A 20,714-nucleotide genomic window follows, 5' to 3' on the forward strand; every position below is an offset into this window, starting at 1 on the left:
ATAATATTATCCTCAACTTTCTAGGAGGAAAAAGTGTAAATTAAAGATTTATGAAAAAGTTGAGGATAATGAAAACTTGAGGATAATATAAGAAAGATTAAAGAAAACATCAGATTTCACCTCCCGCCGTGGCTACCAGGTAGGAGGTGTTTTTTTATGAACATTATTGAAGTGAAAGATGGTTCTCCTATCAAGGGTGAGACAGAACCGATGTCAGAAGAACAGTTACAGAAAGAATATGACTTTTATATAGCTGAGAGCATTGTTGGCATGCTCTATAAAGAGGGCAAGATTACACAAGATGAACTACACAAAATATCAGCATTAAACCGCCAGAAATTCTCTCCGAAGTTAGCCGAGATAATGCCCTGAAACACTTGCTATTATTACCTTTTAGAGTGATATATGTAATAGCAGAAAGTGAGGTGAGATGATGAAAAAGATAACGAAAATAGATGAACTGCCCAAATCACAGCCATCAAAAAGCAAACTTCGAGTTGCCGCTTATGCAAGGGTTTCAACGGATAGTGATGACCAGCTGGTAAGCCTTAAAGCTCAGCGGGAACACTATGAAAAATATATTAAATCCAATCCGGAATGGGAGTTTGCCGGACTTTATTATGACGAAGGCATATCAGGCACAAAGAAGGAAAAACGACCTGAACTTCTCCGTATGATTCGTGATTGTGAAAGTAATAGGATTGATTTTATTATCACCAAATCCATCAGTCGTTTTGCACGAAATACCACGGATTGCCTGGAGCTGGTAAGGCTCCTAATGGATATCGGTGTTTATATTTATTTTGAAAAAGAAAATCTGAATACAGGTGATATGGAAAGTGAATTAATGCTTTCTATTTTATCTGGTTTTGCTGCTGAAGAGTCCGCGTCTATTTCACAGAACACAACATGGTCAATCAGTAAAAAGTTTCAAAATGGCAGTTACATTATTGGCACTCCGCCATATGGCTATGCAAACGTAAATGGTGAGATGGTTATTGTTCCTGAAGAAGCTGAAATAATCAAACGTATTTTTGCAGAGTGCCTTTCAGGGAAAGGTGGAAGTGTTATCGCAAAAGGCCTGAACAAGGACAAAATCCCTGCAAGAAGGGGCAATCATTGGAGTTCTGGTACGGTGATTGATATGCTTCGTAACGAAAAATACAAAGGTGATGTGCTTTTCCAAAAGACCTACACGGATAGCAACTTCAATCGACACATTAACAATGGAGAGAAAGATCAGTTTTACTGCAAGGATCATCATGAACCGATCATCAGCAGAGAAGTATTTTCCAAGGCTCAAAAGCTGATAACTCAAAGAGCAAAATCTATGAGCAAAACTGCTAACAAGAAAGCTTATCAAAACAGGTATGTGCTAAGTGGCAGAATCCTATGTGGAGAGTGCGGCAGTTAATTCAAGAGAAGAACAAACTACTCTGTTGGCAGAAGTTATATTGCTTGGAGCTGCAAAGGACACATTGAAGACAAGGACAGCTGCTCCATGTTATTTTTGCGTGATGGAGAGATAAAAGCAACATTCGCAACAATAATGAATAAGCTCGCATTCAGCAGAAAGATAATACTGGAGCCACTTTGCGATTCTATAAGTAAAACTCACGAAGAATGCGACCTTGAAAGAATTAATACCATCGATAAGAAAATGGAACAATTAACCGAAGAACGCAATACTCTTATTGGCCTTATGACAAAAGGGTTTCTTGAACCGGCGCTCTTTAACAAGGAACGAAATGTTCTGGATATAGAAATTAAAAATCTTACAGCCGAGAAAACGAACTTAGTAATGTCATTTACCAATGGTACTTCACAAGCAGACGAGGTAAAGGCACTTCTTCATTATGTGTCAAAAGATAAGTTTGATGGAGATTATACAGAAGAAACATTTGAAAAGTTTGTAGAAAATATAGTTGTAAATTCAAGGGAGGAACTAACATTCAAAATGAAATGCGGGCTTTCCCTTATAGAAAAGGTGGTGAGATAAATGGCATATGTACCATACGGATATACAGTTAAAGACGGAGTCATAACTGTCGATGAGAAGGCAGCAGGTCAAGTAAAGGAGTTCTTTGAAAAATATATATCAGGACTTTCCCTTACAGTGGCTGGTGAACAGGCAGGTATTGAGAAGACGCATTCAGTAATGGGGCGTATTTTGAAAAATATCCTTTATCTCGGAAATGATGTATATCCAGCAATCATAGATAAAGAAACATTTGATAAGGCTGAAGAGATTAGAAATAAACGTGCGAAGGACTTAGGGCGGATTGTAGAGCTTGCAGCTTTTACTGTTCCCTCCCCTATAGAACGATTCAAGATGAGAAAATCAGAAGGTAAACTTCCAGATGATCCTATTACACGAGCGGAGTACCTATATAGTTTGATAGAAAGCGAGGTGTAATATGGCAGGAAAAAATATAACTGTAATTCCGGCAAGAAAAAGAGTTGGAAGTACGGCCGCAAAAGAAAAAATTAAGAAACTGCGTGTCGCTGCCTATTGCCGTGTTTCTACAGAAACTGAAGAGCAGAATTTAAGCTATGAAGTGCAGGTTGCACATTACACCGAGTTTATAAAGAAAAATACTGAATGGGAGTTTGCAGGCATTTTTGCAGATGACGGCATTTCCGGTACTAACACTAAAAAACGAGAAGAGTTCAACCGTATGATTGAAGAGTGTATGGAGGGCAACATCGATTTAGTTATTACAAAGTCCATTAGTCGATTTGCCCGCAACACGCTGGATTGCTTAAAGTATATTAGACAGCTCAAGGAAAAGAACATAGCAGTGTATTTTGAAAAAGAGAACATCAACACAACGGATGCCAAGGGCGAGGTGCTACTTACCATTATGGCCTCTCTTGCACAACAAGAAAGCCAGAGCCTTTCGCAGAACGTTAAACTCGGACTTCAATATCGCTACCAGCAAGGAAAGGTGCAGGTCAATCACAATCGATTTATGGGATACACAAAGGATGAAGAAGGCAACTTAATTATTGTTCCAGAAGAGGCTGAAATCATTAAACGTATTTACAGAGAGTACCTTGAGGGCAAGAGCCTAGTGGGCATCGGCAGGGATCTAGAGAAAGACGGCATTTTAACAGCTGCAGGTAAACCAAGATGGAGACCAGAAACCATAAAGAAGATTCTTCTAAACGAGAAATACATCGGCGATGCCCTGTTGCAGAAGACTTTCACAGTGGATTTTCTTACAAAGAAACGAGTCAAGAATGAAGGTCATGTCCCGCAGTATTATGTTGAAAATAGCCATGAGGCGATCATACCAAAGGAACTTTTTTTACAGGCTCAGGAAGAGCTTCATCGCAGAAGTAATATTTACACAGGTGCAGACAAGAATAAAAGGATTTATAGTAGTAAATACGCTTTGAGTACCATAACCTTTTGTGGAGATTGTGGTGACATATACAGACGGGTCTATTGGAATATTCACGGTAGAAAAGAATTTGTTTGGCGATGCGTTACAAGAATTGAGCAAGGCCCTGATACGTGCAAGAACCGAACGGTAAAAGAAGCTGAATTATATGATGCGGTAATGACTGCCATTAATAGACTTCTTGCCGGTGGTGATAACATGATAAGAATACTGGAGGAAAACATTCATGCGGTAATCGGTGAGACTACGGAATATAAGATTTCAGAGATTAACACCTTGCTTGAAGAAAAGCAGAAGGAACTAATCAGCCTTGCTAATAAAGGAAAAGATTTTGAATCCCTTGCAGATGAGATTGAAGAGTTGCGTGAAAAGCGTCAGACCCTTCTTGTGGAAGATGCATCCTTAAGTGGTGAGAATGAGCGGATCAACGAACTGATAGAATTTATCCGCAATAACAAATACCGTACTCTGAGATATGATGATACCCTAGTAAGGAAGATTATCCAGAATGTTAGTGTTTATGATGACCACTTTGTAATATGCTTTAAATCTGGAATTGAAATGGAAGTATGATTTAATACTAATATAAACCGTCAATTAAGAGTTAGGTTCTCTTGATTGGCGGTTTTTGCATTGACTTTTACATGATTTATACATGTGATATTATCAAAAATGTTGTTTATAAGGTTATTGATAAGGAGTTGACCACATGAGTGATGTAATAAGCTGTTAGATGAAGCTATTAAAGAAATCGAAAACTTGTACGAAGGTGAAGTCTTTATTTTTAAGGATTTGTTTAAAGGATATGTATGGAACAGGATACCGAGAAAGGATGGTACTAATGTCTTAGTAGATGTTTTTGAGATATTTTAAATAATATAAAAAACACTTGAATAAATGCTCATATAACTATTGACACAAGAGAAAAACAATAATATAATAAATATACAACGTATGGATGCTTGTTCAAGTATTCAGATGAAATGATTTAAAAAGAGGTGATAATATGACTAAAAAATTTAATTCAATTGAAAGATGTGACTGCAATGTAATTCATGAGGATATTGTAAATCAAGTTAGAGATAAAATGCCTCAAGAAGAAAGCCTTTATGATCTAGCAGAATTATTTAAAGTATTTGGAGATTCAACACGAATCAGGATATTATGGGCTTTACATGAAGCTGAAATGTGTGTTTGTGATATCGCTGTATTACTTAACATGACACAATCAGCAATTTCCCATCAGCTGAGAGTCTTAAAACAAGCTAATTTAGTGAAAAACAGAAAAGAAGGCAAAGTAGTATATTATTCATTAGTTGATGATCATGTAAGAGAAATATTTGACCAAGGTCTAATTCATATCAACGAGAAGTAGTAATGCGGTAGAATAGAATATTTTTTGAAGATATTTGGGCATATATTTAAGTCTTCATTTCAAATGAGCAATGCTTCAAGAAAATTTGAAAAAGACTTGTAGTATTCAAAATAAAATTACAAATAATATTTAGGAGGATTTAATAATGAAAAAGAAATTTATACTTGAAGGTTTAGATTGTGCAAATTGCGCGGCAAAAATGGAAAAGGCTATTAATGAGCTTGATGGAGTGAAAGAAGCTACTGTTAACTTTATGACCACAAAACTCGTTATTGATGGTGAGGATGAAAAAATGCCAACAATAATAGAAGAGGCCGAAAAAATAATTAAAAAAATTGAACCCGATACAACTATGAAAAAGGCTTAAAGGAGGCTATTTAGTATGACAAAACGACTATGGCGAATAATTATTGGTGCAGCCTTGTTAGCTACAGCAGTATTGCTTAATTTAAATAACGAATGGTTACAGATTGCTCTCTTTATAATAAGTTACATTATTGTAGGTGGAGATGTTGTAAAAAGAGCTGTAAAAAATATTTTTAAAGGTCAAGTTTTCGATGAAAACTTTTTATTGAGTATTGCAACAATTGGTGCATTTTTTATTGGTGAGTATCCTGAAGGTGTTGCAGTTATGCTGTTTTATCAAGTTGGAGGACTGTTTCAAAGCTATGCAGTTGGCAAGTCGAGAAAGTCAATTGCAAGCCTTATGGATATTCGACCAGATTATGCAAATGTTAAAAAAGGCGATGAACTTGTTAGGACTGACCCAGATGAAGTACAAATTGGAGATATTATTGTAATTAAAGCAGGAGAAAAAATTCCCCTTGATGGCAAGGTAATTGAGGGATATTCAATGATTGACACATCAGCTCTTACTGGCGAGTCTGTCCCTCGTGAAGTAGAAGTTGGAAGTGATATCCTAAGTGGCTGCATCAACATTAATGGAGTTATTACAGCAGAGGTTACCAAGGAATTTGGAGAATCTACTGTAAGTAAAATTCTTGATTTAGTTGAAAATGCAAGTAGTAAAAAATCCAATTCAGAACAATTTATTACGAAATTTGCGAGATATTATACACCAGTTGTGGTTATAATTGCAGCCTTACTGGCTATTATTCCACCTCTTATTATAGAGGGGGCAACCTTTAGCGTCTGGATATACAGAGCATTAGCATTCTTAGTAGTTTCTTGTCCGTGTGCTTTAGTTGTTTCAATTCCTTTAAGTTTCTTCGGTGGAATAGGCGGAGCCTCAAGGAAAGGTATTTTAGTCAAGGGTAGTAACTATTTAGAGGCATTAGCAGAAACTGAAATTGTTGTTTTTGATAAAACTGGAACATTAACGAAAGGTGTATTTAATGTACAAGAAATTCATCCAGAAGGAGTTTCCAAAGAAGAGCTACTTGAATTAACTGCATATGTGGAAAGCTATTCCAATCATCCGATTTCACTTTCACTGAAACGTGCATACGGCAAAGAAATAGATAATGGACGTATTTCAGATGTGGAAGAGATATCAGGTCATGGTGTTGTTGCAACAGTAGATGGAAGAAAGGTTATGGCAGGAAATATCAAACTTATGAAAATGATGAATATTCCTTATTTCAAGGGAGAGCTGATCGGTACTGTTGTACATGTTGCTATGAATAAGCAATATATAGGTTATATTACAATTGCTGATGAGGTAAAGCCAGATTCAGCACAGGCAATCAAGGAACTTAAAGCAGCTAATATTAAACAAACTGTCATGTTGACAGGTGATAATAAAAGTGTAGGTTCAAAAGTTGGTAAAGAGCTTGGTCTTGATAAAGTTTATGCAGAACTGTTGCCAGCAGATAAGGTTGAAAAGCTAGAAGAATTATTTTTACAAAAATCTAAAAAAGGTAAAATTGCTTTTGTCGGTGACGGAATCAATGATGCACCTGTATTAGCTCGTGCAGATATTGGAATAGCAATGGGTGGTTTAGGTTCCGATGCAGCCATTGAAGCCGCCGATGTTGTAATAATGACTGATGAACCATCGAAAATTGCTACTGCAATGAGGATTTCTAAAAAGACATTAAAAATTGCAAATCAAAACATAGTATTTGCAATTGGAATAAAAATAATTGTTCTTATTTTGAGTGCTTTTGGAATAACTACTATGTGGGCAGCTATATTTGCAGATGTAGGTGTAACTATCATTGCAGTATTAAATGCTTTTAGAGCTTTGAGTGTAAAGAATCTATAAACTATTTTTCCTATTCACCCCTTGAATGATACCGATAATTGACGATACAATCAAGGGGTATTTTTTAATTTAAAAACTATAAATGAAAATTGGTTGGGATTTACCTTGAATTAAATGGTTTTAAAGATATGGAGGTTATGTAATTGAAAGTTATTGATGAATGTTGCTGTGAATGTATCACACAAAATTTAAATAGAACAAAGGAGAGTTGCCCTGTCTGTAATAATGAAGGAGTAACAGTTAGTAGGATAACCGTTGAACACTTGGTGACAGATGATTATCGTAATGCCGTTGATGGAGATCAATATAAGATATGCATGAATGAGGACTGCGACGTTATTTACTATAACTTAGATAAAGAAATAAAATTCTTAAAAGACCAAGTTAGGGTTCCTATCTGGTTTAAGAAAGATGCAGATCCTAAGTATGCTTGTTATTGCAGCAAAGTCACAGAAGATCAGGTAATTGAAGCAGTTGTAAAGCATGGTGCGAAAACCGTTAAAGAAGTAAATGCCATAACTGGAGCAATGAAAAATTCGCTTTGTAAGGAAAACAATCCTTTGGGGGTATGTTGTCATAAGATTATTCAGGAAGCCATTGATAAGGGATTAACCATGAAATGATTTGAGTTGATATGTTCTCACGAACAGACAAAACCGTTGATATCTTCCCACAAACGAGAGCCAATGTTGGATATGTTTCCAACTACGAGTGTGGATATGTTCCCCTTAACCATAGGGGTTGAGAACGCAGTTTTGATAGCTATCAAGGCAACTCGAAACATGTTGAAACGGTTGCTCTGCTGACGAGAGTAAAAGTAAATACAATGTTTTAATGACTGAGAAAGCCCTTGGAAATGGCGTGTTTACGGTATTTTCAAGGGCTTATTTATTTTTTGATGGCGGGTAAAGTGATAGATTTTGGGTGTGTTTTTAGCGGATATGGGAAAAGTGCTGGACTGTGCTCACCCATGGAAATGTAGTTTTGCTTTAAGGGTTCAACGGTTTAGCAAAATGAGAATACTTTTTGTTGAATAGAAGAAAACAGTTGCATATATTTACAACTGTAGATAAAAACAGTTGTAAATATATGCAGTAGAAGTTATAATAATCATAATCAATGCAAAAAAAGGGGGAGGAAGATGACAGGTGAGATTCAGGACTGGGGAAACTTTGAGATTGTGTTAGATGAATATTTAAAAAAACACGAAATAAGTAAGAATCGTCTGGCTCAAGATGCAAATTTACAGAGAACACAATTAAATTCATATTGCAAAAATGAGGTTCAAAGGCCTGATTTAAATGTGTTAGCTAGGATATGTTGCGTTTTAGATTGCCAATTGTCAGATATTATTAAACATAACAAACCAATAAATCAAGTGGAGGATTCAAATGAGTGAGAAAAAAGTAATAGTGATACCGGAAGGGAAAATCGCTGACTATATAACTGGAAAGTTTCGAAAAGATACTCCAGAGGAGTATGTGCGGCAGACAATTGAAAAGAGGCTTGTTAACGAGCACAAGTATCTGCCTCGCCAAATAGAGGTTGAATTTACATTGAAATTAGGTTCTAGTAAGCCTAGAGCTGATATTGTAATTTTCGATAAGGATATTAATGAGCATACTCAAGAGAACATTAAAATTATAATTGAATGTAAAAAAGAATCTGTAGATGCAAAAAATAGTAAAGAGGGAGTCGACCAGCTGAAATCATACATGGCGGCATGCCCCAATTGTGAATGGGGAATGTGGACTAATGGCAAACAAAAGGAGGTCTATAAGAAGTATACAAATGATAAGGGTCAAATATCTTTTATGGATTATAATGATATACCATCTGCGGATGGTAATTTAGATGACATTAATAGACCTAAAAGAACTTCTCTTAAAAATGCATATGATGATAATTTGCTATTTGTATTTAAAACATGCCATAACCACATTCATGTAAATGATGGTCTTCAAAAACAACCGGCTTTTTTTGAACTTCTAAAAATTATATTTTGTAAAATTGAAGATGAGCGTGATATACCCAAACCATTGGAGTTTTATACAACATCAGATGAAAGATCCAACCCTGATGGGCAGCTAACAGTGAAAAAAAGAATCTCGAAAATATTTGATAGAGTTAAGAAAAAACACGGGAAAATTTTCGATGCAAATGATGAAATAAAACTTTCTCCAAGAAGCTTAGCATATATTGTAAGTGAATTACAAAAATATAGCCTATTGAACACAAATATTGATATTAAAGGAAAGGCTTATGAAGAAATTGTTGGAGCTAACTTGCGCGGCGATAGAGGAGAGTTCTTTACCCCTAGAAACGTTATGAACATGGTTGTTGAAATGATAAACCCTCAAATTGATGAACATGTATTAGATAGTTCATGTGGCACTGGTGGCTTTTTGGTCACAGCAATGACCCATGTGATAAGTCAGCTCGAACAAAAATTTACTGAAGAAATAGGTCTAGCTAAAGATAACTGGAATTCTGATATCATGCGTGCATTTCAGGACCGTATTGCCGATATGGCAAGAAACAATTATTTTGGGTTTGACATAAATCCTGATCTTGTTAAAGCTACCAAAATGAATATGGTTATGAATAACGATGGAAGTGGCAATATTCTACAAACAAATTCATTACTGCCCCCACATGAATGGAGTGATGAATTTAGGACTAGTTTAGCTAAGGCTTTGATGGTAGACAAAGCAAACATAAGAAACCATAAAACAATTGGTTTTTTTGATGTCATTGTAACTAATCCTCCGTTTGGAAGTAAAATACCAATAAAAGACAAAAATATTCTTGAACAATATGATTTAGCTCGTATATGGGAGAATAAGAATGGAACGTGGAATATAACAGATAGATTTCAATCTTCAGTACCACCAGAAATACTATTTGTTGAGCGGTGCATACAGTTATTAAAACCTAACGGAAGATTAGGAATTGTATTACCTGACGCAATTTTGGGATCACCAGGTTTAGGGTACATAAGAGAATGGCTAATTAAAAATACTAGAATAATCGCTAGTATAGATTTACATGCTGACACTTTTCAGCCTAAAAATGGAACTCAGACATCAGTTTTGATACTTCAGAAAAAAACACAAGAGCAGATTACTAGAGAAGAAACAACTGGTAAGATGGCTGATTACAATGTTTTTATGGCTATGGTTGAAAAAATCGGTCATGACAAACGTGGAAATCCTTTGTTTAAGAGAGACTCAGATGGTAATGAAATCCTTGTTTCGGATAAGAATATATCAATATTAGATACTACAAGTACAGGAGAACGAACTTTATCAACTCAACAAAAGAGAAAACTAGAAGATGATCAAACGATTGAAGTACCAAGCGTATTTTATAAATGGAAAAAGCAGGAGGGGATTGCATGGTAGATAATACAGCATTTAATATCCAAACAAATCTACTCTCTGAGATTCCCTCGTTACAAGATGATATTAAGTGGTGTTCAGTTAAATTATCAGAGATCTTAGACAAAGGGAAACGAATAGAAGCCTCGGTATTTGGTTTAGATGGAAGACACGCGAGAGAACTACTGTTTGACTGTAAACACGAATTAAAAAATCTAACAGGTGATGAAGGGATAGCAACAGCATATCACCGACCCAGATTTAAGCGAGTTTGGGTGGAAAAATCAGAATTTCCAATATTTCAGCCATCTAGTATCCTTGATATTTTCCCAACTCCAGATGGGTATGTATCTGAAAGAACAAATACAGACTTAGAACAATTAAGGGTGAAAGAAGGACAAATTTTACTTACATGCTCTGGGACAGTTGGAAAAGCAACGATTGTGTCGAAAACTTTAGCTAATAAGATCTTTAGTCATGATCTTATTAGAATAACCTGCAAGGATAAAGAAGACATTGGCTTTGTTTATGCATATTTAAAGACGAAGATAGGTAACATGATACTACAAACTAACAATTATGGATCTGTAGTCACTCATATAGAACCTGAACATCTGGATCATGTTCCAATACCATACCCAAGCATCATTAGAAGGAGAGAAATCAATGACCTTGTACAGGAATCATTTAAACTCAGAGATGAATCCAATGAGCTAATTAAGTCTGCTCAGGATCTATTAATAGATGAGTTGAAATTACCGCCTTTAGATGAATTGCTGGTTGATAGACTGAGTGATGCGGTTGAGGCATATTCTGTTAAATTAAGCAATTTAGATAACCGTATAGACGGTTCTTATCATGTTCCGCTTGTGGACTCTATAGTCAACCACATATCAAAGAACTCAGAAGAAATCAAATTTGTTAAAGATAGTACTGTTAGCAAAAAAGTTATTTTGCCAGGAAGGTTTAAGCGAATATATGTTGAAGAAGGCAACGGAAGAGTTTTTTTTGGGGGAAAACAATTATATGAACTGGATCCTTCAAATAAAAAATATTTATCTTTGATTCACCACGGTGATAGGATAAAAGAACAATTGGAACTTAAAGAGAATATGATTCTAATTACATGTAGTGGTACAATTGGCAAAGTATCATTAGTACCTAAACATTGGGAAAATTGGACAGCCAATCAACACATTATTAGAATTGTCCCAAGAGACTTAAATATTGCTGGGTATCTATATGTTTTTTTAAGCACAGAATATGGGAAAGAGCTAATTAATAGATTTACTTATGGCTCTGTTGTGGATGAAATAACAGACAAGCATGTTGGCAATATACCAATTCCAATTCTGAAGAATATTGAGAGCCAAAAGCATATAAATGACTTGGCACTAGCTGCGAACGAAAAAAGGTTTATTGCTTATAAATTAGAACAAGAAGCAATAAGTAAAATTAAATCTATCATCCACGAAAAATAGATAGAAACCCTACTCAACAATCATAGAGTAGGGTTTTTCTTTTGAAAAAATATTAATCGATAGAGGTTAAGTAATGGGAAAATTAATTATTAGGATCTTTCATTTCCATGGACCGTTTCCATAATATCTTCAAGATCACAGTCCAAAGCTTCACATATTTTAAGTAATACATCCGTTGTAATGTTATCGCCTCTGCCAAGCTTAGCTATAGAGGCAGAACTTATGCCGGTAGCATTCTTTAAGTCTTGTTTGTTCATGTTTTTATCAATTAGCAATTTCCACAGCTTGTTGTAGCTGATTCGAAGCATTTTGCCACCTCCGTTTTATAAACCACTATCTTGGTTGCTATATACGTCATGTAAAAAACCATAACGACTTTCTTTGAATTGGCTCTCGTACTTATTATGGGTAAACTCAATTACTTTAGCGCCATTTGCTTCATAATCTAGATTAGGTAAGTCCTTTGTGTTTTCTACAACAATCATTTGCCCTTCTGATTGGTGATTGAGAAAATATTGGAACAATGCTGTTCTCATACTTGTTGGAGCACTATCCTCAACACCTTGATCCAAACCAAGCAAAGGGGTGTCTACGACAAAAATACCTGGCTTATATACAGCATATTCCTGCAAATATTGTCTAAAGGTCAATCCTAAAACTGTATTGATAAAGGCCCAATACCCCTTACCGTGACTATCTTCTTTGGCAAGGCCATTCACTTCTAAATCAAAGGTACCAATATTAAAATGTGCAGTGTTCAAACCCTCATATTGACATTCAGATAGTATGGAATAGGCTATTTCGTCTATACGAGTACTGAATCCTCTAGGGAAATGTTCTTTTGGTTTGAATTTAGGTTTATCGGAATCTTCACTGTCTTCCTGTTTTTGTAATTCAGTAATCCAGTCTTGTGAAACATTATGGAGCACTAAATACTCTTGCTGTATTTGTATATAAGAACGATATTGTTGTATAGCTTCTCTCAAATTTTCAGCTTGAGGAGTAAGCTCTGATTCAATCCACTTCTCAATCTCAAATCTTCGATCTTCAATACTTCTAATTTTTCCTTGAACTTCCTCTAAAGTTGCAGCAATATCATATTCAGTTTCAGTTAGCCCCTGTAGTTGGGTGATGATACGAGTTAATTCTGCCTTTGATGCTTCTATATAAGATTCTCTTTGTGTTGGTTTTATGTCACCATCACAAAAGGGGCATGTTTTGTTATTATCTACAGAATGTAAATGGACTTCTCCATCTACAATAAAGGTAAGTCTTTTTATATCTGCTGTATACTGACTTTTTAGCGATTGAAAATGTGAATGAGTTACTTTGGTCTCAGCTTCCTTTTCTCGAAAATTCAACAGAGTACTAAGTAAATCCTTGCTTTCATCTGTGGCTGCTGCAATAGCCGCTTCAGTCTCTGAAAGGTTATCAATTAGCTTTTGCATTTCAGCTTCGATGTCTAAATCACCAAAAGTAGATAGTGACTTTTTTAGTTCTTCTCTTTTCTTAGACATATGAGAAATTCTTCCATTTACAAAATGTCGTACAGCATCCCTTTTGGCTTTGCTTATCTCATCCTTGTCTTGCTCTTCAGCATTCGGAAAATTATCCCCAGTGAGAAGGTAAAGAAGCGAGGCGAAAAAATAAGGATTTTGTGTAGGTGACGATGGCAAAAGAACTGAATTTGGGTTTTCAATTTCCTGTTCTCTTAACCAAAAGAGCCCCATAATTGTTTTCCAGGATAAACGCTGTCTGCCAAAGTCTTGGTTGCTTATAATCATTGGAAGCTTATTTATTCCAATTAATTTGAGCCATAGCTCGTTTAAAACAGGACGCTTATTTCCATTTTTCTTATATTCAATATCATAGTCTCCACCATCAATTGAATCTAACTCCGTGACAACATTTACTATATTCTTTCCGAGTTTGCGTGATATGTGTATTGGACCATCTGAGGTAAAAATGTCTAAGCTGACACTATCATATCCTGTTTGTTCTTGATCAAAAGGTTTTTTAATTACCCCCATAGCAAATTGAATGCACTTTAAAACACAAGTCTTTCCAGAATCAGAGACACCACAAATAATATTTAATCCTTTGTTGAATGTTACAATGGCAGGAGTTTTCCCAATGCCAGTCGCTGTAACTTTAGTTATATAAAATGCCATTTAGATTACTCCTTCCGTAACGATTTAGAGGCTTCTCGGCTAATTAAGTTGAGAAGTTCTTTTTCTTTCTTTGAGTCTATATATGCAATGGCTTCCTTGGCATATAATCTATATTCTTTAGCATAATCAGAAGTCAGAGTATTACAGAATGCTTGACCACGTTCAGAAATAGAGTAGCGAAAGCCATGTTTTGTATAGGAAACCTTGATCATTCCCTCAAGAACTAGTTGTTTTATTGCATCTTGTGCCATTGATCTTCTAATAGAAAACTCAGAAAAACTAAATTCGTTATCTCCGTGAAGATTACTAGCAGCTAGTCCAAATTCCTTTGAATAGTTTGCAATAAAATCAGCTGTTGCAAGGTTATCCAAAGTAAATCCTCTTTTATTTGTTAAAGACAACATAAGTAATAGCCTCATTGAAATTTCAAATGTTGTATTAAAAACTTTGTTACTCATCTTCATTCACCCAGCGAACGATACCGTCATTTGCCAACAAGTGACAAGTGCCTTTCTTTTCTTTTGGACCTACGAGATTTTGGATATTGTTAACAACAGAAGTAGTAGAACAATCCACCACTTTTTTCATTACAGCTAAAATTCTCTTGTAACCATCATCGTAATCATCCCATAAGGTTTCTTTAATATAATCATGAGTTTCGGATTTCCATTTATCTGCTTGAATCTCTCCCTTTTCAAACGATTCACGAACAAAGCGATCAATGCGGGCTGCGCTGTAATAATTAATTCTTTGGTCAGAGAAGTTTCTCTGGAATTTTTTAGGTAGTGAATCTAGATCGGATTTTGTGAGTGTATCGAATTTTAAGGCCTGTGCATAAGCTGCAAGAAGTTCACAAACATAAGCTTCTTCTTCCGGTGCAATATCTTGCGGTGGTTCTAGTTCCTTTGGAATAGATATCTCAATATTGCCAATATGTAGTTTGCCATCAGATTCGTCATAATAAATTGTTCGCGCAGGAAATTCGGTCAGTTTTGAGGGAGTGGTTATATAATTTGAAGCGGTAACGCTAGAGGACTCCCGACCTTCATAAATATCATCTAAAATCTGAAGAAATAGATCGGCACAGGCATATCCTAGGTTATCATCGGAATTAAAATCTGGGATCATTTTTTTGATTTCATCTTCAATGGCAATTTGATTGTGCTCGTTGTATTCATTTATATATTTTGCGAATTTATCTGTGTTTTTACGACTAATAGCCCTTTTGACACTCTTGGGATTTAAAGGATTTGTACCTTTAAATAGCCTGTCCAATGAATCTGGTTTTAGATGAGCAAAAGGATTGTATTTATCATCTTCATGTAGTTTAACCTCTTCAGGGGATATCGGATCCCTCATAATATTATCAAAAAGTGACAGAAAAAACTCATGTGACTTATACGTAGTGTCACTGTGTTTAAATAGAATATTTGCAAATTCACTAAAGAGCATCAGCTACCACCTCCAACAATATTTCCGGGTTATTCCGAACCCTTCCGAGTCCTTCCTAAGTGGAAGGGCTTTTTTTTATAAAATTTCATTAGTGGTTGAAGAACAATTAAAAAAATCACAAAAGATTATCTAAATTATATCATGGCAAACAATGCATTGCCAGATGAAAAATTCATGAATGCAAACATTTTGATAGTGTTAAGTGATTTTTTATTCAAATCTATGTCTCGTAATACAGGCTTGGATTCTCAATGAAATAGATGGTTCTGGTATAAAGTGAACACTTTTTTAGTTTCGCGAAAAAGTTTTTCTTAATAGGAAAAGAACCTGCCTATTTAACTTTTATTCTTTAACCATAGAGCAAAGGAAGGAGGTGTGAAGCGATGGGGCCAAACGAAAGACGCATTGAAATATTAGAAACCTTGTGCCATAGAAGGCAGGAAACGATGTCTAATTTGGCGTTTGAGTTTGGCGTCAGCATCAGAACCATAAGAAATGATATTGACATCCTATCGCTTTCATATCCTCTGGAAACAATCCGTGGTCGTTATGGTGGAGGTGTGAAGGTAGCTGATGGTTTTTATATGAACCGGAAGTACCTGAATCCTGCGCAACAGGAATTGCTGGAACGGTTAAGCGCGCAACTGTCCGGCGATGACCTTGCCGTAATGCAAAGCATTTTTAAGGACTTTGCTCTTAATAAAAACACGGGATGACCCCGAATGTAGAAAGGATGGACAAGTAATGAAAAAAGTATTTGTTTGCTCCCCATTTAGAGGGGATGTTGAAGGAAACACCAAGAGGGCAGCACAAGTAGCTAGAATCCTATGTGAGTGTGGCTATATGCCAATCGTACCGCATCTATATTTTCCAAACTTTTTAAGAGAAGAGGATCAGCATGAGAGGATCCGTGGCATTGAGCTTGGCATTGAAATGATGAAAGAGTGCGATAAAATTTGGCTTCTTGGGCCTGAAATCACAAGTGGTATGGAGTATGAGCTTGAAGCAGCAAAAGAACTGAAGATTCCAGTTGTGATGTATGACGAAGAGCTAAGACAGATAAAAGCCAAAACACTACCTATTGATGATCGCGTGGATGATCGTATCCGTGAGATTCTCAAAGGTTTGAAATTAGATTAAGAAAGGATGGGAAGTCATGAGCAAAGTTTATTTAACCCTGGCTGATGGGTTTGAAAAATTGGCTGCTGGATATCGAGCTTTGGCTGAAGAGGGTACAAGCCCAAATCCAGTAAATGAAGCACCAACTAAAGAGGAACCATCCATCGGCATTGAAACAGTAAGAGCTGTTCTTGCTGAGAAGAGTAGGGATGGTAAAACCAAAGAAATTAAGGCGCTTCTTATGAAGTACGATGCCGGAAAGTTATCCGGTGTAAAGCCGGAAGACTATGCCAGTCTACTTTCTGAAGCGGAGGCCCTTTAATGGGGGCGCATGCCAGATTCTCTCCATCAGCGGCACACCGCAGATTAAACTGTCCACCTTCATTGGTGCTAGAGGAACAATTTCAGGATGAGGAATCTGCATACGCAGCGGAGGGTTCTGCCGGTCACGCACTGGCAGAGCACCTCATAAAAAAGCACCTAAAGATAAGGAGTAAAAGACCGGTTTCTGATTACTATTCAGATGACTTGCTTGAAGCAGTAGACGAATATGTCTCCTACGTCATTGGTGAAATCGAACAAGCCAAAAGAGAATGCAAGGATCCAATCTTTTCAGTGGAACAGCGGGTGGATGCATCAGAGTATGTGGACGAGTGCTTTGGTACAGCTGACATGGTGATCGTCACTGATAAAGTGGCACACATCATTGATTTAAAGCTGGGAAAAGGCGTCGCGGTATTTGCTGAAGATAATCCTCAACTAATGATTTATGGTCTAGGCATTCTTAGTATGGCTGAACTCTTATACGATGTGGAAATCGTCAGGATGACCATTTTCCAACCAAGAATAAATAACTTAAGCACCTGGGATATTGCACCGGATGAGCTAAAGAATTGGGGCGAAGCGATTCTAAAACCAAGAGGTGCAATGGCATTGATGGGTTCAGGAGAATTTAAGTCGGGAAATTGGTGCAGGTTCTGTAAAGCCAGAAATCAATGTAGAACCAGAGCAGAACAGTTTCTAGAGCTGGCTAAGATGGAGTTTAAAGCTCCGGCACTACTATCGGAAGAGGAAATCGCTGAAGTGCTAAAAGTCTCCGAGGAGCTTTCCAAATGGGCATCCGATGTTTATGCATATGCTCAAGAGCAAGCCATCGTCCACGGAAAAGAGTGGTCAGGATTTAAGTTAGTCGAAGGTCGAAGTAATAGAAAATATTCCAGTGAAGAAGAAGTAGCTGAGGCTGCAATGACTGCCGGTTACAAAGACATCTACAAAAGTTCCCTTGTGAGTATCACAGAGATGGAACGATTAATGGGAAAGAAAGAATTTAATAAAATCCTTGGACATTTAGTGTACAAGCCACAGGGCAAGATTACCCTTGTACCTGAATCGGACAAGAGAAATGCAATTAACAATACTACCGCTGCGGCGGAATTTCAGGAGGTTTAATTATGAATAAAAATACTGTAGCAACAAAGCTTATCGTACCATGCCGTTTATCCTATTTGCACTGCTGGGAACCAAGCTCAATTAATGGAGGAGATCCTAAATACAGTGTATCAGCCATTATACCAAAGAGTGATACAAAAACAGTGGAGGCAATTAAAGCTGCAATTGAACAAGCAAAGAAAGAGGCCGTATCAAAGTGGGGTGGAAAGATTCCAACAAACCTTAAAACACCTCTTCGTGATGGTGATATCGATCGCCCCGATGATGAAGCATACAAAGGCAGCTACTTTTTCAATGCCAATAGTAGGCAAGCCCCTCAAGTGGTGGATAGCAAGGTACAACCCATCCTAGACCAGAGCGAAGTGTATTCCGGTTGCTATGGACGCATTAGCGTAACCTTCTATGGTTACAACTCTAACGGAAACAGAGGTGTTGCAGCAGGACTGGGTAATATCCAAAAGCTGAAGGATGGCGAGGCCTTAGGAGGACGATCTAAAGCAGCAGATGAGTTTAGCACCATTGAAGAAGATGACTTCTTAGAATAGTTCAAGTTACGGGCGGTGGAAAACTGCCGCCCTTTATATAAGGTCTTGAAAGGATGATTTAATGAATGAGAAATTACTCAGCATCGATATAGAAACCTATTCAAGTGTGGACCTAACCAAGTGCGGTGTGTATGCCTACGTGGATAGCCCTGACTTTACTATATTACTACTTGCCTATGCTTTTGATGATGACGAGACGAAAATTGTGGATCTGGCTTGTGGCGAAGAACTGCCTGATGAAGTGAGAACTGCCATTACTGATAACAGTGTTATTAAGACAGCTTTTAATGCAGCATTTGAAAGAGTCTGTTTATCAAAATTCCTGGGAGTGAAGCTAACCCCCAAGTCATGGCAATGTACCGCTGTACAAGCATCCATGTTGGCATTACCCCTTTCACTAGAAGGTGTGGGTGAAGTGCTGAACATTCAAAGGAAGAAACTGAAAGAAGGCTCTGATTTGGTCAGGTACTTCTCCTTACCGTGTAAACCCACTAAATCAAATGGTGGAAGAGAGCGGAATCTACCAGAGGATGACAAGGAAAGGTGGGAACGCTTCAAAGCCTACTGTATCCGTGATGTGGAAGCTGAAAGAGAAATCAGATGGAAGTTTCGAAAGTATCCAATACCTGTAAATGAAATGGATCTATACCAACTTGATCAGGAAATCAATGACAGAGGAATATTGGTGGATCTAGATATGGTATCAAAGGCTGTTGAATGTGACCTGATGTACAAAGAACACATAACAACTAAAGCTTATGAACTTACTGGACTAGACAACCCAAACTCGGTAAGTCAGGTAAAGGACTGGCTTTCAGAACGAGGTGTAGAAGCGCAGAGCCTTGATAAGAAAACAGTTAATGGTCTCTTGGGTGAAACGGATGGAGAAGTGCTTGAGGTATTAAAGCTTAGACTTCTTATGGCAAAAACCTCTGTAAAAAAATATGAAGCAATTAAAAGATCAGTGTCAAAGGATGGAAGAGTACATGGGCTCCTTCAATTTTACGGGGCAAATCGAACCGGGCGATGGGCAGGAAGGCTCGTGCAGGTGCAAAATCTACCTCAGAATCATCTTCCTGACTTAGAGCTTGCAAGGCTACTTATTAAAGAGGGGCGATTTGAAGATATAGAGCTTTTGTATGATTCGGTACCCGGAGTTTTATCAGAGCTTATCAGAACCGCATTTGTTCCTAAACCCGGTAGTCGGTTTATTGTAGTTGACTTCTCAGCCATCGAGGCCAGGGTTCTGGCTTGGTTAGCTGGTGAAAATTGGAGGCTTCAAGTGTTTGAAAGTCACGGGAAAATTTACGAGGCATCAGCTTCTGCCATGTTTAATGTTCCCATTGAAGAAATAGATAAAGGAAGTCCACTTAGGCAGAAAGGTAAAATCGCAGAATTAGCTCTAGGTTATGGCGGATCTGTTGGTGCTCTGACTTCAATGGGGGCCCTGGATATGGGGCTGACAGAAGAAGAGTTACCACAGCTGGTCAATCAATGGAGAAACGCTAACCCTCATATCACTAGGTTTTGGTGGGATGTTGATGCTGCAGCCATAAAAGCTGTCAGAGAAAAGTGTGAAACTGTGGTCGGAAAAATGTGTTTTAACTACAAGTCAGGGATATTATTCATTACTCTACCCTCTGGTAGAAAGCTTTCCTATATCAAGCCAAGACTGCAAATTAACAAGTTTGGTAGAAAAGGACTTACCTATGAGGGCATCGGTGAAAGCAAAAAGTGGATGCGGATTGATACCTATGGTCCAAAGCTAGTAGAGAATATCGTCCAAGCTACCAGTCGTGATTTGTTGGCCTTGGCCATGCTAAGACTTCGAAATAAAGGATTTGAGATTGTCATGCATGTGCATGATGAAGCTGTACTAGAGGTTCCTTTAGGGGAATCCAGTGTAGAGGAAGTATGTAAAATCATGGCTATTGGGCCACAGTGGGCAAAAGGACTACCACTTCGTGCAGATGGTTATGAATGTAGTTTTTACCAGAAATCATGAATTCATGATTTCTTATATTATCCTCAAGTTTTCATTATCCTCAACTTTTTCATAAATCTTTAATTTACACTTTTTCCTCCTAGAAAGTTGAGGATAATATTAT

The 20,714-nt window shown here is 37.1% G+C and carries 23 protein-coding genes; 19 read left to right on the forward strand and 4 right to left on the reverse strand.

Annotation, left to right across the window (positions count from 1 at the left end; translation table 11 throughout):
- Positions 1 to 156 precede the first annotated feature (156 nt).
- The 13 genes from T335_RS0114515 to T335_RS0114570 all read left to right on the forward strand — a co-directional run bounded on the left by T335_RS0114515 (position 157) and on the right by T335_RS0114570 (position 11,870).
- The gene (locus T335_RS0114515) at positions 157 to 372 is read left to right on the forward strand and encodes an SHOCT domain-containing protein (RefSeq protein WP_026478190.1); all 216 of its coding nucleotides are present in this window, start codon (positions 157 to 159) and stop codon (positions 370 to 372) included.
- A 61-nt stretch (positions 373 to 433) separates the two neighbouring features.
- Positions 434 to 1,414 carry a recombinase family protein gene (locus T335_RS22925; protein WP_026478191.1) on the forward strand — a complete coding sequence of 327 codons (981 nt, stop codon included), beginning with the start codon at positions 434 to 436 and terminating at the stop codon, positions 1,412 to 1,414.
- Positions 1,415 to 1,501: 87 nt separating this feature from the next.
- The gene (locus tag T335_RS22930; protein ID WP_330371246.1) at positions 1,502 to 1,999 is read left to right on the forward strand and encodes a hypothetical protein; all 498 of its coding nucleotides are present in this window, start codon (positions 1,502 to 1,504) and stop codon (positions 1,997 to 1,999) included.
- A complete protein-coding gene (locus T335_RS0114530) occupies positions 2,000 to 2,416 on the forward strand; it encodes a recombinase (protein ID WP_026478193.1) in 417 nt (138 codons plus the stop codon).
- Between the two features lies 1 nt (position 2,417).
- Entirely contained in the window at positions 2,418 to 3,980 is a 1,563-nt protein-coding gene (locus T335_RS0114535) for a recombinase family protein (RefSeq protein WP_026478194.1), read from the forward strand.
- 168 nt (positions 3,981 to 4,148) lie between these two features.
- Positions 4,149 to 4,280 carry a DUF1413 domain-containing protein gene (locus T335_RS22055; RefSeq protein WP_456297550.1) on the forward strand — a complete coding sequence of 44 codons (132 nt, stop codon included), beginning with the start codon at positions 4,149 to 4,151 and terminating at the stop codon, positions 4,278 to 4,280.
- 133 nt (positions 4,281 to 4,413) lie between these two features.
- A complete protein-coding gene (locus T335_RS0114540) occupies positions 4,414 to 4,782 on the forward strand; it encodes an ArsR/SmtB family transcription factor (RefSeq protein WP_003145044.1) in 369 nt (122 codons plus the stop codon).
- 145 nt (positions 4,783 to 4,927) lie between these two features.
- Positions 4,928 to 5,149, forward strand: coding sequence for a cation transporter (locus T335_RS23045; RefSeq protein WP_026478195.1), 222 nt, complete (start codon positions 4,928 to 4,930; stop codon positions 5,147 to 5,149).
- Positions 5,150 to 5,164: 15 nt separating this feature from the next.
- Positions 5,165 to 7,009 (forward strand): heavy metal translocating P-type ATPase, encoded by a 1,845-nt coding sequence (locus T335_RS0114550; protein WP_026478196.1) that lies wholly within the window; start codon positions 5,165 to 5,167, stop codon positions 7,007 to 7,009.
- A 143-nt stretch (positions 7,010 to 7,152) separates the two neighbouring features.
- Positions 7,153 to 7,632 carry a Csac_0668 family 2Fe-2S cluster-binding (seleno)protein gene (locus T335_RS0114555; protein WP_026478197.1) on the forward strand — a complete coding sequence of 160 codons (480 nt, stop codon included), beginning with the start codon at positions 7,153 to 7,155 and terminating at the stop codon, positions 7,630 to 7,632.
- 518 nt (positions 7,633 to 8,150) lie between these two features.
- A complete protein-coding gene (locus T335_RS0114560; RefSeq protein WP_034328644.1) occupies positions 8,151 to 8,408 on the forward strand; it encodes a helix-turn-helix domain-containing protein in 258 nt (85 codons plus the stop codon).
- Positions 8,401 to 10,413, forward strand: a complete 2,013-nt coding sequence (locus T335_RS0114565; protein WP_026478199.1) for an N-6 DNA methylase — start codon at positions 8,401 to 8,403, stop codon at positions 10,411 to 10,413. Before T335_RS0114560 ends, T335_RS0114565 begins: the two co-directional genes overlap by 8 nt.
- Positions 10,407 to 11,870 (forward strand): restriction endonuclease subunit S, encoded by a 1,464-nt coding sequence (locus T335_RS0114570; protein WP_026478200.1) that lies wholly within the window; start codon positions 10,407 to 10,409, stop codon positions 11,868 to 11,870. Before T335_RS0114565 ends, T335_RS0114570 begins: the two co-directional genes overlap by 7 nt.
- Positions 11,871 to 11,959: 89 nt before the next feature.
- Here T335_RS0114570 and T335_RS0114575 read toward each other — a convergent pair whose 3' ends face one another.
- The 4 genes from T335_RS0114575 to T335_RS21735 are packed head-to-tail and all read right to left on the reverse strand — an operon-like array spanning position 11,960 to position 15,493.
- Positions 11,960 to 12,178, reverse strand: a complete 219-nt coding sequence (locus tag T335_RS0114575) for a helix-turn-helix domain-containing protein (RefSeq protein WP_026478201.1) — start codon at positions 12,176 to 12,178, stop codon at positions 11,960 to 11,962.
- A 15-nt stretch (positions 12,179 to 12,193) separates the two neighbouring features.
- The gene (locus T335_RS0114580) at positions 12,194 to 14,041 is read right to left on the reverse strand and encodes an AAA family ATPase (RefSeq protein WP_026478202.1); all 1,848 of its coding nucleotides are present in this window, start codon (positions 14,039 to 14,041) and stop codon (positions 12,194 to 12,196) included.
- A gap of 5 nt (positions 14,042 to 14,046) precedes the next feature.
- On the reverse strand, positions 14,047 to 14,499 hold the full coding sequence (locus T335_RS0114585) for an ABC-three component system middle component 2 (protein WP_034328645.1): 453 nt from the start codon (positions 14,497 to 14,499) through the stop codon (positions 14,047 to 14,049).
- Positions 14,492 to 15,493, reverse strand: a complete 1,002-nt coding sequence (locus T335_RS21735) for an ABC-three component system protein (protein ID WP_051569342.1) — start codon at positions 15,491 to 15,493, stop codon at positions 14,492 to 14,494. Before T335_RS21735 ends, T335_RS0114585 begins: the two co-directional genes overlap by 8 nt.
- Positions 15,494 to 15,876: 383 nt before the next feature.
- Between T335_RS21735 and T335_RS0114595 the strand changes: the two genes are divergently transcribed.
- The 6 genes from T335_RS0114595 to T335_RS0114620 all read left to right on the forward strand — a co-directional run bounded on the left by T335_RS0114595 (position 15,877) and on the right by T335_RS0114620 (position 20,611).
- Positions 15,877 to 16,209: an HTH domain-containing protein gene (locus T335_RS0114595; RefSeq protein ID WP_026478204.1), complete on the forward strand. Its 333-nt coding sequence runs from the start codon at positions 15,877 to 15,879 to the stop codon at positions 16,207 to 16,209.
- 28 nt (positions 16,210 to 16,237) lie between these two features.
- Positions 16,238 to 16,633: a DUF7768 domain-containing protein gene (locus T335_RS0114600; RefSeq protein ID WP_026478205.1), complete on the forward strand. Its 396-nt coding sequence runs from the start codon at positions 16,238 to 16,240 to the stop codon at positions 16,631 to 16,633.
- A gap of 16 nt (positions 16,634 to 16,649) precedes the next feature.
- Complete coding sequence (locus tag T335_RS0114605; RefSeq protein WP_026478206.1) at positions 16,650 to 16,934, forward strand: hypothetical protein; 285 nt, start codon at positions 16,650 to 16,652, stop codon at positions 16,932 to 16,934.
- Complete coding sequence (locus T335_RS0114610; RefSeq protein WP_026478207.1) at positions 16,934 to 18,061, forward strand: DUF2800 domain-containing protein; 1,128 nt, start codon at positions 16,934 to 16,936, stop codon at positions 18,059 to 18,061. Before T335_RS0114605 ends, T335_RS0114610 begins: the two co-directional genes overlap by 1 nt.
- 2 nt (positions 18,062 to 18,063) lie before the next feature.
- Positions 18,064 to 18,606 carry a DUF2815 family protein gene (locus T335_RS0114615; protein ID WP_026478208.1) on the forward strand — a complete coding sequence of 181 codons (543 nt, stop codon included), beginning with the start codon at positions 18,064 to 18,066 and terminating at the stop codon, positions 18,604 to 18,606.
- A gap of 139 nt (positions 18,607 to 18,745) precedes the next feature.
- A complete protein-coding gene (locus tag T335_RS0114620) occupies positions 18,746 to 20,611 on the forward strand; it encodes a DNA polymerase (protein ID WP_330371252.1) in 1,866 nt (621 codons plus the stop codon).
- Positions 20,612 to 20,714: the final 103 nt, after the last annotated feature.

The organism is Alkaliphilus transvaalensis ATCC 700919, assembly GCF_000621485.1.
GTDB lineage: Bacteria > Bacillota > Clostridia > Peptostreptococcales > Natronincolaceae > Alkaliphilus > Alkaliphilus transvaalensis.